The organism is Salinadaptatus halalkaliphilus (genome assembly GCF_006543045.1).
Taxonomy (GTDB): domain Archaea; phylum Halobacteriota; class Halobacteria; order Halobacteriales; family Natrialbaceae; genus Salinadaptatus; species Salinadaptatus halalkaliphilus.
The window spans coordinates 22,867-40,089 of record NZ_RBZW01000020.1; the positions used below are offsets into that span (position 1 = coordinate 22,867).

Sequence of the window (17,223 nt, forward strand, 5' to 3'; positions counted from 1 at the left end):
CCCCGCAAGAACTCGGCGTCGGTTACGCTGTCGGTGCTCGAGTACGCCGGCGGATCTACCGATCCGGCGAGCTCTCACTCGCGAGGGTCGCAAGAACCCCCTCGGTGTCTGCGGGGACCGGCTCCGGGTCGTTACCGGCTGCGGCCGCCGCGTCGGGATCTTTGAGCAGGTGGCCGGTCGTCAGGCAGGCGACGCGCTCGTCGTCGTCGACGGTCCCTTCGGCGCGCAGTTTTCGCAGGCCGGCGACGGAGGCGGCCGAGGCCGGTTCGACGCCTATCCCCTCGCCCGCGAGGTCGCGCTGGGCGTCGGTGATCGCCTCGTCGGAGACGGCGACGGCCGTGCCGCCGGTCTCGCGAATCCCGGGTAGCGCCTTCGGTGCGTTGACGGGGTTGCCGATGCGGATCGCGGTCGCCCGCGTCTCGACATCGTCCCAGCGACGAACCTCGTCGGCCCCGTTCTCGACCGCTTCGACCATCGGCGCTGCGCCCTCGGCCTGCACGCCGGTTAGCTTGGGAACGTCGTCCTCGTCGAGTTCACCGGCCTGGACGAGTTCGCGGAAGGCCTTGTATAGCGCCGCGGTGTTGCCGGCGTTGCCCACGGGGAGCACGATCCGATCCGGCACCGCATCGTAGTCCGCCAGAAAGCCCTCGAGAATCTCGAGGCCGATCGTCTTCTGGCCTTCGAGGCGGAACGGGTTGAGCGAGTTCAGCAGGTAGGCTTCGCCGGCTTCGGCGAGTTCTTGGACGATGTCGAGACAGGCGTCGAAGTTGCCGTCGACCTCGAGGATGCGCGCGCCATGCAAACTGGCTTGGGCGATTTTCCCTGCCGCGACCTTCCCCGCCGGCAGGAGCACGAGGGTCTCCATCCCGCCGCGGGAGCCGTAGGCCGCCAGCGCGGCGCTTGTGTTGCCCGTCGAGGCACAGGCCAGTCGGCCGACGCCGAGTTCCTTGGCGACGCCGACGCCGACGGTCATACCGCGATCCTTGAACGACCCCGTCGGGTTCATCCCCTCGTGTTTGATCCGCAGGGCTTCGACACCGATATCGGCCTCGAGGCGGGGGACTTCGTATAGCGGCGTCGCCCCTTCCTGGGTGGTGACGCCATCGGCGAGGGGCAAGGCGTCGGCGTACCGCCAGACGCCCTGGCCCTCGAAGTCGTCGAACGTGGGGAGGTCGGCGTAGCGAACCTCGAGCAAGCCGCCACACTCGTCGCAGGTGTAGCGGACGGCGTCGAAGGGGGCGAACGTCTCGCCACACTCGATACACTCGAGCCAGACGCCGTCGTCCGCAACCGCCGGTATCGCGGGTCGGTCGGCCGAAAGACTGAGACTCATTGTCGCTCGAAACGAGTGGGAGGGAGAAAAAGGACGTGATTCGGCGGTCGGCGGGGCGACCGCTCCCGCTTGGTTGCACCCGCGGTGCTCGAAGTCGCTCACCGGCAGTCGATAAAAACGGACGCGATAGTCGGTGGTCGATACCCCAATCCCCTGTCGCTCACGCCAAATACAGTGCGATCAGTGCCGCCGGACCGAGCAGCATGATGACTGTCGCGAGCAGTACTCTGAACGACATCGGTTTTGATCACGACCACCCACACTATAATAATTCCCTATCGTTTGCGGTATAATGAACGTCTACTGGGAGTTAATGAACGGTTAGAGGTCGCTAATACCGGAATCAGAGACGGAAGACGGAGTAGCTACGCCTCGAGCAGCCAACTCAACAGCGCTTTCTGGGCGTGTAGTCGGTTCTCCGCCTGGTCGAAGACGACCGAGTGGTCGCTCTCGATGACATCGTCGGTGATCTCCTCGCCGCGGTGGGCGGGCAGACAGTGCATGACCGACGCCTCGGGGGCGTGCTCGAGGAGATCCGAACAGACCTGAAAGCCCTCGAAGTCGGTCATGCGAACGTCGCGTTCGTCCTCTTGACCCATGCTGATCCAGACATCGGTGTAGATGATATCGGCGTCGGTGACCGCCTCGATCGGGTCCGTCGTGATCGTCGGATCGCCGCCGAGATCGCGGGCGCGCTCGACGACCGCGTCGTCGATACCGTAGCCAGCCGGCGTCGCGACGGTGAGGTCGATATCTGTCAGTGCTGCCCCGACGGTAAAGGACTGTGCAACGTTGTTGCCGTCGCCGATCCAGGCCGCCGAAACGTCCTCGAAGCCGCCTTCCTGCTCGCGGATCGTCTGGAGGTCCGCGAGCGTCTGGCAGGGGTGGGCGTCGTCGGTCAGCCCGTTGACGATCGGTACCGAGGCGTACTCCGCGAGCACCTCGATGTTGTCGTGTTTGAACACCCGAGCCATCACTGCGTCGACGTACCGCGAGAGCGTTCTCGAGGTGTCTTTCAGCGGTTCGCCCCGCCCGAGCTGGATGTCGTCCTCGCCGAGGAAGACGGCGTGGCCGCCCAGTTGGGTCATCCCAGTTTCGAAGGAAACCCGGGTCCGGGTGCTCGGTTTCTGGAAGATCATCCCGAGCGTCTGGCCGGCGAGATCCGCGTGGTCGTCGCCGTTTTGTTGGGCGTCCTTGTACGTCTCGGCACGGTCGAGGACCGTCTGCAGTTCGGTCGCAGTGAGGTCGTCGATCTCGAGGAAGTGGTTCGTGTTCGTCATCAGTGTTCACCGCTGAGCGTCGTCGCCACGCGCTGTAAGATCTCGACCGACTGGTCGAACTCCGAAAGCGAGAGGCGTTCGTCTGGCGCGTGATCGAGGTCGGAGTTGCCCGGACCGTAGGTGGCGATCGGGCAGTCCCACGCACCGGCGAAGATGTTCATGTCGCTGGTGCCGGTCTTCCGGACCAGGCGCGGTTCCTCGCCCACGTCGCGGATGGCGACGCGGAACGCTCGTGCGACTTCCGTTCGCGGGCTCGTCATCACGGGCGGGACCGTGTCCTTCCAGGTGACGGTCCCGACCTCGAGTTCGGCCTCTGCGGCCTCGCGGACGGTCTCGACGTCGAGGGCTGGCGGCACCCGAAGCTGGATGTCCATCGTTGCCTCGACGGAGAGCCCGTCCTCACTGACGCCGCCGTCGATGTCGACCGGTTTGGTCGTCACCTGCTCGAAGACGGGTTCGTACTCGCCGCCTTCGAAACGTTCTTCGACGGCCGACCACCAGCGGACGGCGTGTTGAATCGCGTTCGGATCCGGGCGGGAGGTGTGTCCGGACTCGCTGGTCGCGACGTAGGTCCCGGCGAGTAAGCCACGATAGCCGAGCGTGATCCCGTCGGTTCCGGACGGCTCGCCGTTGACGACGGCCTCGGGCACCGCGTCGCGATCGTCGACCAGGTAGCGTGAGCCCTTCGAGTCGACTTCTTCGCCGACGACGCCGACGAACGAGACGCCCGTTCGGACGGCGGCCGCGGCCATCGCGGCGAGTGGTCCCGTCGCGTCGACGCTGCCGCGTCCCCAGAGAACCTCGTCGGTCTCGGCTCGCGGGCGCTTCCCGCTCGCATCCGAGGTCCGTTGGACCTCGCGCTCCTCGACCTCGACGGGGATATCCCCCGGCACGGTGTCAATGTGGGAGGTCAACAGGACCGAATCGTCCGCCGGCGCGCGGACGTTGCCGACGGCGTCGATCCAGACCTCGCGATCGTGGGCCTCGAAGAACTCGACGAGCCGTTCGGCCGCCTCGCGTTCCTCGCGGGTAGGCGAGGGAATCGAGACGAGGTCGATCAACAGCGTCCGGGCGTCCTCGAGCGGGACGCGCTCGTTCGACGTCGCGCTCATGATTCGGCGTCCGTGTCGGGTGCGATGACCGCATGCAGTGCGTCCACGAGACGGTCCGCCTCGGACTCGTCGATCACCAGCGGCGACAGCAGACGCAGGACGGTCCGACCCGCCGGCAGCGCGAGCACCTGTTCGTTCATCGCCAGATCCCGGGCGACGCGGTTCGCCCCACGTTTCAACTCGATGCCGATCAGCAGGCCCTCCCCACGAATCTCGCGTACTTCGTCGCCAAGAGCCGCCTCGAGTTCGGTCGTAAGATAGTCGCCCATCGCGGCGGCGTGGGCGGGGTAGCCCTCCTCGACCAGCGTCGTGATCGTCGCGTGGACCGCCGCTGTGACGACGGGGCCGCCGCTGAACGTCGCGTTGTGGGACGCCGCGCCGTCGGCGATCCAGTCCCGGACCGCAACGGCGCCGATCGGGAGGCCGTTACCCAGCCCCTTCGCCGTCGTGAGCACGTCGGGGGTGACGCCGGCGTTCTGGCAGGCCCACATCGAGCCCGTCCGACCCATGCCGGTCTGGACCTCATCGAAGACGAGCGCCACGCCGGCCTCGTCGGTCAGTTCGCGGGCCGTCTCGAGGTAGCCCGCCGGCGGGACGTTGATCCCGCCTTCCCCCTGAATCGGCTCCAAGATGACGGCGGCGGTCTCGTCGTCGACGGCGTCGGCGAGTTCGTCGCTATCGCCGTAGGGGACGAACTCGACGTCGCCGGCCAGCGGCTCGTAGGGCGCTTTGTACTTGTCCTTCCACGTCGCAGCCAGCGACCCCATCGTTCGGCCGTGGAACGAGCGGGTTGCCGCGATGATCTTCGAGTTGCCCGTCGCGGATCGTGCGAACTTGAGTGCGGCTTCGTTGGATTCGGTCCCGGAGTTACAGAACCAGGCCGAGTCGAGTCCGTCCGGCGTCGCCGCGACGAGTGCCGCATAGGCGTCTTCGCGGGACTCGACGGGGAACGAAGAGTCGACGAATGTCAGGTTCGCAACCTGTTTTTGGACTGCGTCGACAACGACGGGGTGGGAGTGCCCGAGCGGCGTACACGCGTAACTCGCGCCCGCATCGAGGTACTCCGTTCCATCCGCAGTGTACAGGGAGACGCCCTCGCCGCGCTCGATACCGATCGGCTTGCTGCCGGAGATGAAATCGTGGTCGCTCATCGTTCGACCTCCGTGGCGTCCTCGAGTACGCCGGGCTCGAGCGTCGTCCCCTCGCCGTCGAGGGCACTCGAGATCGGTGTCTCGGCGTTCGCGCTCGCGACGGTGACCGACGCTGCGCCGCCCTCGAGGGCCTCCTCGGCGGCCATGACCTTCTTCGTCATGAACCCCTCAGCCGCCGATTTGACGGCCTCGAACGCCTCGGGCGTCGACGCCGAGTCGATCTTCGTCGACTCGTCGTCGGGGTCCTCGTAGATGCCCGAGACATCCGTCAGCACGACGAGATCGGCCTCGAGCGCGCCCGCGATGGCGGCCCCAGCGCGATCGGCATCAGCGTTGACGGCGGTGTAGCCGCCCTCTTTCTCCTTGCCTAGCACGGGTACGGAGACGACGGGCGTGTAGCCGCCCGCGAGAACGGTCTCGAGCAAGTCGGCGTTGACCGACTCGATCGTCCCCGAATGGTCGCCGCGTTTGATCTTCTTCTTGCCGTCTTCTTTCACGCGAACGGCGGACTTGCGTTTCCCTTCGAGTAACTTGCCGTCCGTGCCCGAGAGCCCGACCGCGTTCACGTCGAGATTCTGCAGGCTCTCGACGAGGTCCGTATTGAGCTTGCCCGGCATCACCATCTTGAAGACGTCCATGGTGTTTTCGTCGGTGAATCGACCGACGACGCCGCCGGGTGTCTCGACGTAGGTCGGGTCCTGCCCGAGCTCCTCTAAGGTCTCGTCGACGGCCGTCGAGCCGCCGTGCGTGAGGACCACGTCCTCGCCCTCGTCGACGAGCGCTGCGACATCGGAAAGTGCACCTTCGGGATCGACGGCTCGCGCGCCGCCGATTTTGACGACGGTCGTCATTTACGGTGCCCCCACGGGGTGCAGTCCCGTAAACTCGAGTCCGGCCGTCTCCTCGAGGCCCAGCGCGACGTTTGCGGCGTGGACTGCCTGTCCCGCAGAGCCTTTCATCATGTTGTCGATGGCCGAGAAGACGACGATGCGCTTGTTCGAGGGATCGAGTTCGAAGCCGACCTCGGCGAGGTTCGTCCCGGCGACCGATTTCGGCTCGGGATAGCGATAGACGCCGGAGCCGCCCGCGGCCATCCGGACGAACGGCTCATCCTCGTAGCAGCCACGATAGGCTTGCCAGAGGTCACCCTTCGAGACCGGTCCCGACGGGAAGACGTGACTCGTCGCGCTCGCGCCGCGGATCATGTCCACGGCGTGGCAGGTGAAGGCAACCGAAGTGCCCAGAAACTGCTGGATTTCGGCCTCGTGACGGTGACCCGTCGGCGCGTAGGGACGGACGACGCCCGAGCGCTCGGGATGGCTCGAGGCCTCCCCGCCGCCGGCGCCGCCTTCGGAGGAGCCGACTTTGACATCGACGACGACCTGTTCTCCCCCCTCCAAAATGTCGTGTTCGAACAGCGGGTAGAGTCCGAGAATCGTCGCGGTGGCGTTACAGCCGCCACCGGCGATGAGTTCTGCACCCTCGAGATTGTCGCGGTTGATCTCGGGGAGTGCGTACTCGGCCGTCTCGAGGTACTCGGGTGCGCTGTGGCCGTCGTACCACTCCTCGTACTGCTCCGCCGTCTCGAGGCGGAAGTCGGCCGAGAGGTCGACGACGGTATCGGCGATCTCGAAGAACTCGTCGATCTGTCCCATCGAGACGCCGTGGGGTGTCGCGGCAAACAGCACGTCGACGCTCTCGAGATCGTCCGGTTCGGTAAAGCGAAGGTCGGTCCCGCGAAGCGGCGGGTGGACGGAGCCGACGCTCTTGCCGGCTTTCGACCGGCTGGTGACCTCCGCGATCTCGACGTTCGGGTGGCCAGCGAGCAGTCGCAGCAGTTCGCCGCCCGTAAACCCGGAGCCGCCGATAATACTCGCGGTGACCGTCTCGGCGGTCGCGTCGGTCGCGTCGGTGCCGACCGCCATCAGGCGCTCACCTCGAGTTCCTCGTCGGCCGCGGCGGCCGCTCTCTCCTCGAGCCAGTCGACGACGGTGCCGGCGACATCGGTCTCGACGGCGCCGTCGAGCGCTTTGAACTCGACCGTGTGGTTGACCTCGTGGACGGTGTACCCATCCTCGGTTTCCATCAGGTCGATACCGAGCAACCCGCCACCGACGGCGTCGCTGGCCTGCCGGACGAGTGCTTTTGCCTCCTCGTCGGGTTCGAAGACATCCGTCTCCGCGCCCTTCGCAGCGTTGGTGATCCAGTGGTCCGACGATCGAACCATGCCGGCGATCGGTTCGCCGTCGGTCGCGACGACGCGGATGTCGCGGCCGGGTTTGTCAACGAACTCCTGGACGTAGAACACCTTGTGCTCGTAGTGGCCGAGCGTGGCCTTGTGCTCTAAGATGGCCTCCGCGGCGTCGGGCGAGTCGATCTTCGCCATTAGGCGACCCCACGAGCCCACAACGGGTTTGAGGACGCAAGGGTAGCCAAACTCCTCGATGGCCTCCATCGCGGTCTCTTTGGTAAACGCCACTTTGGTGTTCGGCGTCGGCACGCCGGCCTGCTCGAGCGCGAGGCTGTTCTTGACCTTGTCCGCACAGATGTCGGCCGTCTCGTGGCTGTTGACCACGGGCACGTCGTACGCCTCGAAAAACTGCGTGGCGTACAGACTCCGGCTCGTGGCGAGACAGCGATCGACGACGATGTCGAGGTCGGTAAACGCCTCGGGCACCTCGCCGATGTCGAAAGTCTGTTTGCGGACGTCGATCTTCTCGATCGTGTGGTCGCGCTCGCGAAGCTCGTTCAGAAGGAGCTTCTCGTCTTTGCGAATTCGGGAGTAGAGTATACCTACGTGCACGTGAACCACCCGTGATCTGGTGAGTCCGCCGAGGCGACGCTCGTGGGACTCGTCCGACGGCAGTGGGCGTCAACGGCGCCCGGTGTTGTCGTGGCCGTCTGCAAGGTCACTCACCCCAGTCCTCTTCGAGCTCGGGGGCCCGCTCGAGGACTGGTGGCTCGGTGTCGACGACTTCCAGTTCGGCGCCACAGGTCGTACAGTCAACGATCTCTCCAGCTTCTAGATCGTCGTGCAGGGACACCTCGGCCCCACACTCGACGCATTCGGTCATTGTACCTGCAACTGGGAGCCCGGTTCCCTTAAAGCCTTCGAACTTAACAGCAAAATTATATTATCTACACCGTCCTCTAACGGACCGTCGGACCCACGCAACCGCAAGTTTATGCCGACATATCATGAAATAGGTATTTTGTCCCCTCGCGGGGACCGCGGTCGCAGTCCCGAACCCACACGCAGCGCCTGGCAACCGGCGGTCTCAGACATACTCGTTCACCTCGGAACGAAGCGTCTCGTGGGCCGTCTCGAGGCCCTCGGCCGTCGTCGTGAGCGTCCGCTCGTGGTCCGACACCGACGCACGCGCGGCCTCGAGTTGGTCGGCGACGGTCTCGGGGGCGGGCCCACCCTGTGAGTCGCGACTCGCGACGCTCGCTGCGGGATCGAGTGCGGTCTCGACTGCCTCGGGGTCGACGACGTCCTCGAGGGGCTCCTCGAGGACGTCTGCGGCGGCTGACTCGATGGCGTCGTATCCCGCGCCACGCTCCGCAGCGAGCGCGACGAGTTCGTGGGCAGTGCGAAACGGCAGTCCGTTCGCGGCCAACAGGTCGGCGACACCGGTCGCCGTCGAGAACCCCGCGCCGGCTTCCGCCTCGAGGGTGTCCGCGTTCCACGTCGCGGTCGCGACCGCACCGGCGGCGACCTCGCTGGCCTCCGTCACCGCGTCGACGGTTTCCCAGGCGTGGGCCGTCGCCCGCTGTAGGTCACGGTTGTACGCGCGGGGCAGTCCCTTGAGCGTCGTCGTCAGCCCCTGAACCGCACCCGACGCGTCGCCCGCGACCGCGCGGACGAGCTCGAGGGTGTCCGGATTCTTCTTTTGTGGCATGATCGACGACGTCGAGGAGTAGTCGTCCGATAGCTCCACGAAGCCGCGATTCGCGAAGATAATCACGTCTTCGGCAAGTCCCGACAGCGTGGTCGCGTGGGTCGATAACGCCTGGGTCGTCTCGAGCAAGAAGTCCCGACTCGAGGATGCGTCCATCGAATTTGTAACGACGCTCTCGAAGCCAAGCAACTCGGCGGTGCGCTCGCGGTCGATATCGAACGTCGTCCCCGCAAACGCCGCAGCGCCCAGTGGCGACTCGTTGATCCGGTCGTACGCTTCGAGCAGGCGCTCGGTGTCGCGACGGACCGCGCTCTCGTAGGATAGCGCCCAGTGGGCGACCGTCGTCGGCTGGGCGGGCTGGAGGTGGGTGTAGCCGGGCATGATCGTCTCCCGGTTGACCTCGGCGGCCTCGAGCAGCGATTCCCGCAATACGAGTGTCGTCTCGATCGCCTCGAGGATGTCCTCGCGCAGGCGATAGCGGATACAGGCCGCAACCTCGTCGTTGCGCGATCTGGCGGTGTGCATCTTGCCGCCCTCGGCGCCGATACGCTCGATGACGGCCGTCTCGATGGCCTCGTGGACGTCCTCACCGTCGGGCAGAGAGTCGTGGCCGTCGACCTCGATAGCGTCCAGCGCAGTCAGAATTTCGCCCGCGACATCGTCGCCGACGATATCCTGCTCGGCGAGCATCACCGTGTGTGCACGATCCACCTCGAGGTCGGCTTCGAAGATCCGTTCGTCCGCTCCGAGCGAGGAGAGGAAGCTCCGGGCGGGGCCGCCGCTGAAGCGGTCCCGCCGAATGACGCCGGCATCGTCGCCCGTGGCGGCGGAACCGCCAGCAGCGTTGCCGGCGACGCCGTCGGCAGCGTCAGCGTCGAACTCGTCGTCGGGAGCGCTCTCCTCGGTCATGGTTACTCGTCGTCCTCTATGACGCTGTTTGCGAGACGGCGCTGGAAGCCGTGGTACTTCGCGACGCCTGTCGCGTCTTCTTGCGTGATCTTGCCGACCGTCTCGGTGTCGAAGGAGGCGTGTTCGGCCGAGTAGGCGGCGTACTCGCTGTCACGCGCGACCGGACGGGCCTTGCCGCCCTCGAAGCGGATCGTGACGGTGCCGGTGACGCGCTTTTGGGTCTCGGCGATGAAGCCCTCGAGTGCCTTGACGAGCGGCGCGTCGACGAGGCCCTCGTACCCCTTCTTCGCCCAGCGCTGGTCGATCAGCTGTTTGAACTCGCGTTCCTCCTGGGTCAGAACGAGGCCCTCGAGCGCCTCGTGGGCGTTCAATAGCGTCGTCGCGGCGGGGTGCTCGTAGTTCTCGCGGACCTTCAGCCCGAGCATGCGGTCTTCCATCGAGTCGGTGCGGCCGACGCCGTAGGAGCCGGCGAGTTCGTTCAGGTACTCGATGAGTTCGACCGGTTCGTACGCCGTGTCGTCGACGGCGACAGGGTACCCCTCCTCGAAGCTGATCTCGATTTCCTCGGTCTCGCCGGAGGGCTCGTCAGTCCAGTCATAGATGTCCGTCGGCGGGACGTAGCTCGGGTCCTCGAGTTCGTCGCCCTCGACCGAGCGACTCCAGAGGTTGGTGTCGATCGACCAGTCGCCGCCGCTGCCGCCCTCGACGGGCAGTTCCTTCTCCTCGGCGTACTCCTGTTCCCACTCGCGGGTCAGGCCGAGTTCGCGCACGGGTGCGATGACTTCCAGATCCGAGTCGCGCCAGACGGCCTCGAACCGGAGCTGGTCGTTGCCCTTTCCGGTACAGCCGTGGGCGATGCCGGTACAGTCCTGTTCCTCGGCGACCTCGAGGATCGCCTTGGCGATGACGGGGCGGGCGAGTGCCGTCCCGAGCGGGTAGCCCTGGTAGGTCGCGTTCGCGCGAACGCTGTCGAAACAGAGATCCGCAAACTCGTCTTTCGCGTCGACGACGTAGTGTTCGAGATCGAGGGCCTCGGCCGTTTCCTCGGCTTCGTCGAACTCTGCGGCCGGCTGGCCGACGTCGACGGTAACGCCGATTACCTCGTCGTATCCATACTCCTCCTCGAGCAGCGGGACACAGACAGTCGTGTCCAGGCCGCCGGAGAACGCAAGTGCCACGCGGGTCATATCGTACTCGAGGGAAACGGGAGGACGGACTTAAGCCCGTTGATTTAATACGCGAAAATTGTACACAGAGGCACTGCTACTGGGAAAATTGGCGTTTCGAGCGTAGTGGAACGAACCGGCGACGTGCGAGTGAATAGCGTACGGGCACGAGGGCCCGCCGCGGTCGCCGCGGTCGCCGGAAGCGGACGGACCCGTCGGTATCGCCGAGCGTCGACGCGGTACCGACGGAGTGAACCATTGCTGAAATGGTATCGGTCCCGGTATTAAAATCTGCTGAATCCGCGGGGCGTCGCCCACCGTCCGTTCGGCTCAGAGCGGACATCGTTACCTACTCTTCCTCGGGGAGCGCGATCACGTTCTCGCGTCCGATCCGGAAGACCTCGATTTCGTCGTCTTCGCGAAGGCCTCCGACGACTTGGCTCGTTTTGGCCTCGGTCCACTCGAGTTCCGAGACGATCTCCTGTTGTTTGACGCGGCCGCCGCGTTGCTCGACGAGCCGCAGGACGCGCTCTTCGTTGCTCAACAGCTCCGGTGGCGGGCCGGACTGGGTCCCGTTTGGATCGTCTGTAGCCCTTTCGGGCGGGGCCTGTTGGCCCGCCTGAGCGGCCATCGACTCTCGAGACTGGCGACGGCCGGCCCACCAGCCGACGAGACCGAGCGCGGCGAGGACGGCGAGTGCGACGGTGACGACGAGCCACGGCATCGCCGGATCCTCCGTCGAGTCGGGTGGATCGATGGACGAGTCGCCGTTTTCTATCAGGACGAGCCACGGCTGATCGTCGGCAAATTCCGTGCCGTCGCCGTCCCACATGACCGATCCGTCCGGTGGACTGTCGGGTTCGGGATCGACTTCGCGGACGGTGTAGCTGTCGGGCCAGAACAGCTGCAGCGTCGTGTCGTCGACGAGCGTGAACCCGGCCAGCGCATCGCCGGCTTCGACGCGGTTCAGTTCGACGTGGGCGAACGACGACCACTCGAACGTAAACTCGACGTGACCCAGATCACGCGGTGCAGAGCTGGTATCCGTCGTCACCGAGACGTCCGAGAGTTCCATATCACGGCCCGTTTGATTTTGTCCGTTCACGAGCGTCTCGTTCCAGCCGGCGTGCTCTTGGGCTGCGTAGGCATCAGGGTTGTTCTCGACATCCTCGCGAAGGGTTTCCCACTCGTCGTCCGAGGTGTTCTCGAAGCGATAATCGACGGTGAACGTGGCCGTCCCGTTTTCGTGAATGAATACCTCGATATGCACCTCGTCGGCGTCGTCGAGCTGATCGCTCTCGGCCGGTGTATCCTGCTGATCGCTCTCGTCAGCACCATTGGGCTGATCGCTCTCGTCAACATCGTCGGACTGATCGCTCTCGTCGGGCGTTTCCTGGGCCACAGCGCTCTCCGCGCCAGCGTCTGCCACCACAGCAGCCACAGCGGACGGACCGAGCATGAGCAAGCACCCGACCACCACGAGCACGCAGACAAGGGCCCGTCGCCCCCTCACGTCCATTACGTGGACATGTCGGAGCCGACTAAATAGGTCTTTCCGACGCCGACGAGGGAGCGTTTTTTGGGATGGTCGTCCGTACGTAGCCCTATGGTAGACTCGCGCGCCAAACTCCCCGTCGACGCCCTGCTCAAGATCGTCCTCGGACTGATCGCCGTCTTGCTCGTCCTCCAGATCGTCGGCATCGTCGTCAGCTGGATCGCCCAGCTGCTCACGCCGATCCTCCTGTTGCTGGCCGCCATCGTCATCATCCTCTGGCTCCTGGACGGACTGTGACTCGTCATCCTCGAGACTCGAGTCGTAAAAACGCAGACGGCCCTCGAGCCCAGACCGATCGGCCAAACGCCAGACTCTTTTCGGACTCGCTCGAACCCCAGTGTACGAAGTGACTTGCAGTGTATAGCGTCAACGTCCCGGTCCCCGGCCGCGTTCGCACTCTCGCAAACGAGCTCTTTCCCGAGCTGATCGCCTTCGAGACCGTCCGCGAGGACCACTCCTGTCTGCTCAAACGCCTCGGCGACGCCGACCACGTTACCCAACTCCAACACCGAGCCCACCGCGCACTCGAGGGAACGCCGGCCGTCGAAGCCCGGATAACGGGCATCGACTACTTTGCGGACCCGCCCCTCGGTTCGGCTCCGGTCGTCTATCTGGCCGTCGACAGCCCCGGCCTCGGGCAGATTCACGACGACCTCACCGAGAGCTTCGAGACGGTTGCGGGCCTCGAGGGGGCCGACTACGTCCCCCACGTGACCCTCGCCCGCGGCGGCGACCACGAGACGGCACGACGGCTGGCCGATCGCGACATCGAGCCGATCACGTGGACGGTCAGCGAACTCGAGTTCTGGGACGGCACCGACAAGCTGCCGGTGAGTCGGGTGTCGTTGCCGGCCTGATACGGCCGGTTGAAACGCAATTCCGCCACGAATCCACGACGGGTCGCGAGTGTCCCGAAAGTGACCGACAGGAATCCGTACGAGTACCACCCGCTCCGTCTCTACCCGAGTCGAGCGCGTCGGTGGAGCCCGCCGTCGGCCAGAAGCTATTATTGGCCCGTATCGGAAGGTCGTTTCATGCACCGACGTTCGTTCGTCGCACTCGCGGCAGTCGTGCCACTCGCTGGCTGCAGTAGTCTTCTCGGTGGCGGCGTCGACGAAACCCTCGAGGACGATCAACGGGTCGAGTTCACCGCCGACGACGGCGCCGAGTTGACGGTCTCGGTCGAGGTCCAGGAGATCTTCCAGCCGAGCGAGGTGGACGTAGAGCGCGAAGGAATTATGCTCCGAATCGATCACGTCGAGAACGGGATCGTCGATACCTGGACGATCGAGGGATCGGAGACGTTCGAGATAACAGTCGATAGTGGCGGGACACACGCGGTGATCGTCTCCGGTGGGGTGGCAGACGTCACGATCGAGTGAGCCGTCCGAGACGAACCGTTCGGTTCTCGAGGTCTAGACTGTCTCCGTTTCCGAGAGCGAAACTGTCTCACGGGGCCGGCGGGTCGCCGTCGTACCGGTCGAGGTCGCCGTAGAAGTTCAGCATCGAGAACTTGAGCTTGTCCGGTTGGATGTCGAGTAGTTCCTCGCGTTCCTCGTGTGGAAAGTTGCCGTTGACGCTGTACTTGCCAAGATCGGACTTCGCCGATCGGGAGTAGCGCCGGTCGAGCAGCGCGCGTACGCCCACGTCTTCCGGCGAGCGGATAACCCGGCCAAGCGCCTGTCTCGTCTTGCGAATCGTCGGAAACTCGACGGCGTAGCGCCAGCCGGTGTCGGTCCCCTCGAAGGCCGCGTCGTAGGCCTCCTGGACCGCTTCGGCGCGGTCGTCTAAGTGCGGGTAGGGAACGCCGACGACGAGCACCGTCGTCGCGTCGTCACCGTCGAAGCTCACCCCCTCCGCGAGGGTGCCCCACAGCGAGGTACAAAGCACCGCTCGTTCCTCGGCGACGAACTGCTCGCGAACCTCCTCGACGGCGACGCCCGGTTCGTCCAGGTAGACCGCCGTTTCGGTTTCACAGCGAGTCTCGAGGCGCTCGGCGTACCGATCCGCTTCGCCGTAGTTCGGGAAGAACACGAGCGTGTTGCCCGGCGTCATCCGAACCGCGTCGTGGATCGTCTCGGCGACTTCCTGCTGGACCGCGGGATCGTCCCGGTCCGAGGAAAACAGCGGCGGCGTCTCGACCGCGTAGGTGCGACGCCGATCCTCGGGGAACTGCAACCCGTATGCCATCGTCACCGGCTGCTCGAGACCGAGCACCTCCTTGGTGACCTCGAACGGCTGGAGGGTCGCGCTCATCAGGACCGCCGCCGACACCTCCTCGAACAGCTGGCCGGTGACCTGCCGGGGCAGACAGCTGTACAGTTCCGCGCGGCCGTAGATTTCGTCGGTGCCGGCGTCGCGAGTCACCGAGACGACCGGGAACAGCCCCTCGGCGGTCCCTTCGTTCATCCACGCGCTGACGAACGCTGCCGCCTGCAGGGTCTGACACTCCGTTCGCGTCGCCGTCTCGCCCTCGCGGTAGGCTTCCTCGTACTCCTCGTCTAAGTCCTGGCCCAACTGCATCGCTGTCTCGAGGTCGTCACCGATCCCCTGTCCCGAGTAGCGCTGGAGGAACTCGAGGGTGAGATCGTCCCGGCGATCGTCGTTGGCGATCGGGACATCGTCCCAGTTCTCGCCGACCGATTCCCGATCGCCAAAGCCGAAGGCGTCCTCGTAGGTTTCGACGAGCGCGCGATGAAACGCCGAGAGGACGTTCGTGGCGTCCTCGGCGCGCGGGTCTTCGGTCTCTGCGAGTTCGTCGATCGCGGACTCGAGGGTTCGCTCGGAGCAGGTCCGGGTGGCGTGCTCGCGGGCGGCGTCCTCGACGTTGTGAGCCTCGTCGAAGACGGCGATGACATCCTCGGGATCGCAGCCGAGCCAGCGGAAGAACTGCTCGCGGATCGTGGAATCGAGCAGGTGATGGTAGTTACAGACGACCAGATCGACGCCCTCGATCCCCTCTTTCAGGAGTTCGTAGCCACACAGCTCCTGGCGCTCGGCGTACTCGTAGATCTCGTCGGGCGTGCGGACGTCCTCGAAGAGCCACGCAAAAAAGTCGTCCGTGTTCTCGGTGAGGTTGTTCCGGTAGTAGTCACAGACGTTCGTCTCCTCGAGCTCCTCGAGTTCGTCTTCGATCGACTCGAGTTCGTCCATCACGGCAGAGCGAGCGTCGGCCGCGCCGCCGTCGCCGTCCTGGCTCTCCGCTAAGAGTTCGCGCTGGCGGCGCTCGAGTTGGTCGCGGTCGCGTTCGGCGTCGACCAGCGCGCGGGTGTTGTCCCGGAGGGCCTGACACTCCTCGTAGCCGACATCGATATGGCACATCGATCCCTTGCCCTTGAAGACGACGGCGCGGATGTCCTCTTCCTGGGTAATCGCGCGGGCCTCGGCGATGAACTGGCGCATCTGCTGGTGGACGTTCGTCGTGATGACGACCGTCTTGTCCTGCTCGCGAGCGACCTCGAGGGCCGGCACGAGCGACGACAGCGTCTTCCCCGTCCCGCAGGCCCCCTCGAAGAGGACGGTCTGGCCGCGAACCAGCGAGTTGTAGATCCGATCCATCGCGTCCCGCTGGTTCTCGTAGGGCTGGTCGTAGGGAAAGAACCGCTCGTAGCCGCTCGTCTCGGACACGATAGACGATTGGTTTCCGCTCCGATAAAAGCGTTCGTCCCTAACCGAGTCCATCGTGGAGTGTGACATTGCTGTCGGGACAGTCGATGCAAACACCTCGAAAGCCCCTGGCTCGCTCGACCCCCCGGGGCTTGCTGCGGTCCTCGCTTCGCTGCGGTCCTTGCTGCGCCCGGGAGGGAGCGAGCGCGGCGAGCGACTGCGGCGCGCAGCGAGTCCCGGGAGTCGAGCGTAAACGGGGCTTTCGCTGTAGTCGCAGTTGCCGAGTGTAGTCGCTATTGCCGAGTGTAGTCGCTGTTGCCGAGATCGCTCCGTAGAGATTCTCTCTACCCGCGTCCGTCGACAGCTACTCGAGCGCGACACTGTCCAGGGGCGGCGTGTGTTCCCACATATCATAGCCGGCTATCGCGGGGTCTATCGCCTTCCGTCTCGAGTCCAAGGCCACAGTATGGCCATCCCCGGTTACGATGCAAACAGCGTCGCGGAGTACGCACTCGACGCCGCCGGTGCCCGCGTGGCTATCGTCGCAGGCGTCGTCCCCGACTCGTTCGAACTCACCCGCGCGTCTCGAGACCCCCCGGTCGACGCGCTCTCGAGCCCCGTCACCCTCGAAGCCCTCGAGGAACTGAAAGCGATCGAAGCCATCCGAATCAGACTCACGTACGACCCCTCACAGCTCCCGCCCGGCGCGAGCCCGACCGACGTCGCGGTCGCCGTCGAAACCGAGGACGACTGGGTCCCCCTCGAGTCGACCGTCGACCTCGAGGAAACCGTCGTCGAAGCGGTGTTGAACGACCGACCGTCGGGCTCGACGGTCGTGGCCGGCTACGACGACAGCGACGTGACCGTCGGCGGCCACCTCGAGTAATGGGCGCTACTACCTGTAGCTGGCATTACGATTTCGGTATTCAGGACGAGTTGTAAATGCCCGCAGTCAGTGTAGGCGGTGCAATTACCGGAGCGTCTACCGAGTTATGAATAATCTGTCAGAAGTTGCCTACTGGATTCATACGGTTTACTGTAAGTCATTGCCGGCGCAACCGCGACCCGGGCGGCGGTTGCGCCGGTAAATCGTTACAGCAATCCGTATCAGAGGATGCCTTGTTTTGCCGCCGAATGACGACAGTCTCAGACGCTCTCACGGTTATCTTCCGTCAGATTAACTGGGAAATGGACGCCGTCTGGCGATAT

16 protein-coding genes are annotated in these 17,223 nt (G+C 65.1%); 4 read left to right on the forward strand and 12 right to left on the reverse strand.

Annotated features, from left to right (window positions below):
• Window positions 1-55: 55 nt before the first annotated feature.
• The 11 genes from thrC to D8Y22_RS07300 all read right to left on the reverse strand — a co-directional run bounded on the left by thrC (window position 56) and on the right by D8Y22_RS07300 (window position 12,372).
• Complete coding sequence (gene thrC, locus D8Y22_RS07250; RefSeq protein WP_141464043.1) at window positions 56-1,333, reverse strand: threonine synthase; 1,278 nt, start codon at window positions 1,331-1,333, stop codon at window positions 56-58.
• Window positions 1,334-1,698: 365 nt separating this feature from the next.
• Window positions 1,699-2,613 carry an ornithine carbamoyltransferase gene (argF, locus tag D8Y22_RS07255; protein ID WP_141464044.1) on the reverse strand — a complete coding sequence of 305 codons (915 nt, stop codon included), beginning with the start codon at window positions 2,611-2,613 and terminating at the stop codon, window positions 1,699-1,701.
• Entirely contained in the window at window positions 2,613-3,725 is a 1,113-nt protein-coding gene (locus D8Y22_RS07260; RefSeq protein ID WP_141464045.1) for a [LysW]-lysine hydrolase, read from the reverse strand. The genes argF and D8Y22_RS07260 overlap by 1 nt, the downstream gene beginning before the upstream one ends.
• On the reverse strand, window positions 3,722-4,876 hold the full coding sequence (locus tag D8Y22_RS07265) for an aspartate aminotransferase family protein (RefSeq protein WP_141464046.1): 1,155 nt from the start codon (window positions 4,874-4,876) through the stop codon (window positions 3,722-3,724). Before D8Y22_RS07265 ends, D8Y22_RS07260 begins: the two co-directional genes overlap by 4 nt.
• Window positions 4,873-5,727: an acetylglutamate/acetylaminoadipate kinase gene (locus D8Y22_RS07270; RefSeq protein WP_141464047.1), complete on the reverse strand. Its 855-nt coding sequence runs from the start codon at window positions 5,725-5,727 to the stop codon at window positions 4,873-4,875. The genes D8Y22_RS07265 and D8Y22_RS07270 overlap by 4 nt, the downstream gene beginning before the upstream one ends.
• A complete protein-coding gene (gene argC / locus D8Y22_RS07275) occupies window positions 5,728-6,801 on the reverse strand; it encodes an N-acetyl-gamma-glutamyl-phosphate reductase (RefSeq protein WP_141464048.1) in 1,074 nt (357 codons plus the stop codon).
• The gene (gene lysX / locus D8Y22_RS07280; RefSeq protein WP_141464049.1) at window positions 6,801-7,679 is read right to left on the reverse strand and encodes a lysine biosynthesis protein LysX; all 879 of its coding nucleotides are present in this window, start codon (window positions 7,677-7,679) and stop codon (window positions 6,801-6,803) included. The genes argC and lysX overlap by 1 nt, the downstream gene beginning before the upstream one ends.
• A gap of 106 nt (window positions 7,680-7,785) precedes the next feature.
• Window positions 7,786-7,950: a lysine biosynthesis protein LysW gene (gene lysW / locus D8Y22_RS07285; protein WP_004267676.1), complete on the reverse strand. Its 165-nt coding sequence runs from the start codon at window positions 7,948-7,950 to the stop codon at window positions 7,786-7,788.
• 204 nt (window positions 7,951-8,154) lie between these two features.
• Complete coding sequence (gene argH / locus D8Y22_RS07290) at window positions 8,155-9,687, reverse strand: argininosuccinate lyase (protein ID WP_141464050.1); 1,533 nt, start codon at window positions 9,685-9,687, stop codon at window positions 8,155-8,157.
• Window positions 9,688-9,689: 2 nt separating this feature from the next.
• A complete protein-coding gene (locus tag D8Y22_RS07295) occupies window positions 9,690-10,874 on the reverse strand; it encodes an argininosuccinate synthase (RefSeq protein WP_141464051.1) in 1,185 nt (394 codons plus the stop codon).
• Between the two features lie 328 nt (window positions 10,875-11,202).
• Entirely contained in the window at window positions 11,203-12,372 is a 1,170-nt protein-coding gene (locus D8Y22_RS07300) for a helix-turn-helix transcriptional regulator (RefSeq protein WP_141464052.1), read from the reverse strand.
• A gap of 87 nt (window positions 12,373-12,459) precedes the next feature.
• Between D8Y22_RS07300 and D8Y22_RS07305 the strand changes: the two genes are divergently transcribed.
• The 3 genes from D8Y22_RS07305 to D8Y22_RS07315 all read left to right on the forward strand — a co-directional run bounded on the left by D8Y22_RS07305 (window position 12,460) and on the right by D8Y22_RS07315 (window position 13,790).
• Window positions 12,460-12,645, forward strand: a complete 186-nt coding sequence (locus D8Y22_RS07305; RefSeq protein ID WP_141464053.1) for a DUF7554 family protein — start codon at window positions 12,460-12,462, stop codon at window positions 12,643-12,645.
• A 119-nt stretch (window positions 12,646-12,764) separates the two neighbouring features.
• Window positions 12,765-13,265 carry a 2'-5' RNA ligase family protein gene (locus tag D8Y22_RS07310; RefSeq protein WP_141464054.1) on the forward strand — a complete coding sequence of 167 codons (501 nt, stop codon included), beginning with the start codon at window positions 12,765-12,767 and terminating at the stop codon, window positions 13,263-13,265.
• A gap of 177 nt (window positions 13,266-13,442) precedes the next feature.
• Complete coding sequence (locus D8Y22_RS07315) at window positions 13,443-13,790, forward strand: hypothetical protein (protein ID WP_141464055.1); 348 nt, start codon at window positions 13,443-13,445, stop codon at window positions 13,788-13,790.
• A 67-nt stretch (window positions 13,791-13,857) separates the two neighbouring features.
• Here the strand turns inward: D8Y22_RS07315 and D8Y22_RS07320 are convergent, their stop codons facing one another.
• Complete coding sequence (locus tag D8Y22_RS07320) at window positions 13,858-16,035, reverse strand: ATP-dependent DNA helicase (RefSeq protein ID WP_141464056.1); 2,178 nt, start codon at window positions 16,033-16,035, stop codon at window positions 13,858-13,860.
• 445 nt (window positions 16,036-16,480) lie between these two features.
• Between D8Y22_RS07320 and D8Y22_RS07325 the strand changes: the two genes are divergently transcribed.
• Window positions 16,481-16,900, forward strand: coding sequence for a hypothetical protein (locus tag D8Y22_RS07325; RefSeq protein WP_141464057.1), 420 nt, complete (start codon window positions 16,481-16,483; stop codon window positions 16,898-16,900).
• The last annotated feature ends 323 nt before the right edge of the window (window positions 16,901-17,223 follow it).